The organism is Frankia gtarii, assembly GCF_025403375.1.
In the GTDB taxonomy this organism is placed as follows: Bacteria; Actinomycetota; Actinomycetes; order Frankiales; family Frankiaceae; genus Frankia; species Frankia gtarii.
The window spans coordinates 1-1748 of sequence record NZ_JAMPTM010000513.1 but is presented as its reverse complement, the minus strand read 5'-3'; the positions used below and the strand labels follow the sequence as shown (position 1 = coordinate 1748).

General features: G+C 73.5%; 1 protein-coding gene. It reads left to right on the top strand.

Features of this window, described 5'->3' with window-relative positions:
- Positions 1 to 1332, top strand: a 1332-nt coding sequence (locus NBZ83_RS31955; RefSeq protein WP_261576488.1) for a chromosomal replication initiator protein DnaA, incomplete at its 5' end; no start/stop codon positions are given.
- Positions 1333 to 1748 lie beyond the last annotated feature (416 nt).

Here is a 1748-nt window from a genome sequence, read left to right as displayed (position 1 = left end):
CCCCTCGGCGCCCGACCGGGCGCCGTCCCCCAGGACCGATCGAACACCGCCGCGGGGCCCCCGCCCGGTCCGTACGCGGGCCCGGAGAGCACCACGCCGATCGAGGTCGGCGCGAGCCCCACCGCGGACGGCGAAGCCGCCGCGTACCCGCAATCCCGGCTGCCCGCCGGGGCCGAGCCGCACGGGGACGCCGAGCCGGGCGGCCTCGGCGCGCTGATCGACCTGACCGGTCCGCTCGATCTGCGCGAGCCCGCCGAGGAGGCGGGCCGCGTCGACTCGACGGCGCCCCCGTCGCTGGATGCGCTCCACCGCACGCGGCACGGGCGCACGTCCGCGGTGTTGCCGCGGCGGGGCCGGGGACCGCGCCGACCCACCCGGCCCGGACGCGCCGCGCAGGGCCGACAGGGTCGGCGCCGCACCCAGGCGCTCGTCGGCGCGGCCGTCACCGTGCTGAGCCTGGTCCTGGTCGCGCTGGTTGCCCTGCTTGACCTGCCGGGCTCCGATTCCACGGACCCACCGACCACCACGGTGACCGCGCGTCCCCGACCGACGGAGACGCCCTGGACGACCGCGAGCGCCACGCTGGACCCGTCCCGCCCGCCAGCCGCCTATCGCCTCCCCACTGTGGAGCCTTCGGCCGGCGTCCCACCGGAACAGGCCAGCACGGCCAAGCCGGCGGGTACCGAGCGGCCGTCGAGCGGGGCCACCCAACCGTCGGCGAAGGGCGCCAGGCCCAACCCGGAGGCCCCAGCCCAGGACGGCACCGGTGCGGTCGGCGCCAACCCGACGCCCGGCACCGGCCTGGCGCCGTCCGCCGCCGGCATCTACGCCAGCTCCGCCGCTCCTTTCCCACCCGGGTCACGGGTCGAGATCCCCGGCGGCGAGGCTGCGGACTGGGTGCTGTTCGGCGCGGGGTGGGGCGGGGTGCAGAACCGGGCGGCGCTGCCGGTCCCGCTGCTCACCGCGAGCGCGATGGGCGTCTCGACGACGTCGACCTCGGGTTTCGACTGGAGTGGCGGGATGCCGGCCCAGAGCGGCACCGACTACACCGACCGGCTCGCGGTGCAGGGCACGGCCGCGTTGTCGACCTTCGTCATGCAGGCCCGCACGCTGGATGTCTACCTGGGGTCGTCGTCGGGACAGGTCGAGATCACCGTGTCCTCGTTGCGGGACCGACGGAGCTTCACCGTCCAGTTGCCGTCGACGCTGGCCGATGGTTCGGCGGACGCCCGAGTGAGCGTGTCGCTGCCGGCGGGTATCGGTGCCACCACCGTGTCGATCTCCAGCGGTAGTTCCGCGGCGTGGACGCTCGCGGCCGCCGTGCTGCGGTGACGGTCCGTTGATGCCGGAGGGTTGTTGACGGGCAGTTGATGACGGGTAACCAGGCGGGCCGGAGCATCGGCGGATCCGCCTGACCACCGCTACCTGGTAACCCGACGTTACGGCCATCTGGCAATCCGGCGAGCCAGACCCGGCTTTCGGACTTTCGAGTCCGAGTAATCACAACAAAATGTCTAGCCCATTCGGGCCATCCGCATGCGATCCCGAACAATATTAAAAATCTTGTCTCCGGCGGCAACCAAACGACACCTCCGAGACGACTGACCATATGAACGCCACACCGGCCCCCGCGCCAGGAGGTCCGGTCGGCGTTTCGGTCCGTTCGTCCGGCTAACCCCCCCCAGCCGAGCGAACGGGCCGCCACGCGGTACCGGGGCTGGCCGGTCAGGCCAAGGCCGGCCAGCCCC